The following is a 490-nucleotide window of genomic DNA, read 5'->3' as shown; positions in this document are numbered from 1 at the left end:
GGAACTGGATGTACTCCTCGGTGGAGCCGGCCAGCGCCCCTCCGAAGAGATACGTGTACATCAGGACCAGCATGATCGGGAAAGCCGTCACGTCGAAGAGCTGATCCGGCACATGCTTGATCTTCAGCATGGCGCGCCAGCCGAAGGTCACCGAAGCCGACAGCGCGCTGGGCCTCGGCGGGCGCTCGTGGCCCACCAGAAGCTCCGCGAGGCGTTCCCGGTCCGGCGCGGCGAGCTCGGCGCCCTCCAGCTCCGTCTTGGCGGTCGCGGTGCTCATGCCGCCACTCCCTTCTTGTCCGTGAGTGCGAGGAAGACCTCGTCGAGGCTGGGCTGTCCCAGCGAGAAGTTGTCGACCGTGATGCCGGACCGGGCCAGCTCGGCCAGGGCGCGCCCGGCCTGTTCCGCCGCGCCCTGCTCGGTGCGCTGTCCGTCGACCCGGGCGGTCAGCGCCACCGGGTCCGCGTCCAGCTGGACCTCCGCGTTCAGCACG

2 pseudogenes are annotated in these 490 nt (G+C 69.8%); both read right to left on the bottom strand.

Annotation, left to right across the window (positions count from 1 at the left end):
• Positions 1-277 (bottom strand): annotated as a pseudogene (locus AC0AIB_RS31120) (ABC transporter permease); the annotation flags it as partial.
• Positions 274-490, bottom strand: a pseudogene (locus AC0AIB_RS31115) (daunorubicin/doxorubicin resistance ABC transporter ATP-binding protein DrrA); the annotation flags it as partial. The pseudogenes AC0AIB_RS31120 and AC0AIB_RS31115, both read right to left, overlap by 4 nt.

This window comes from Micromonospora sp. DSM 43699 (assembly GCF_055517075.1).
This window is presented reverse-complemented; position numbering and strand designations above follow the sequence as displayed.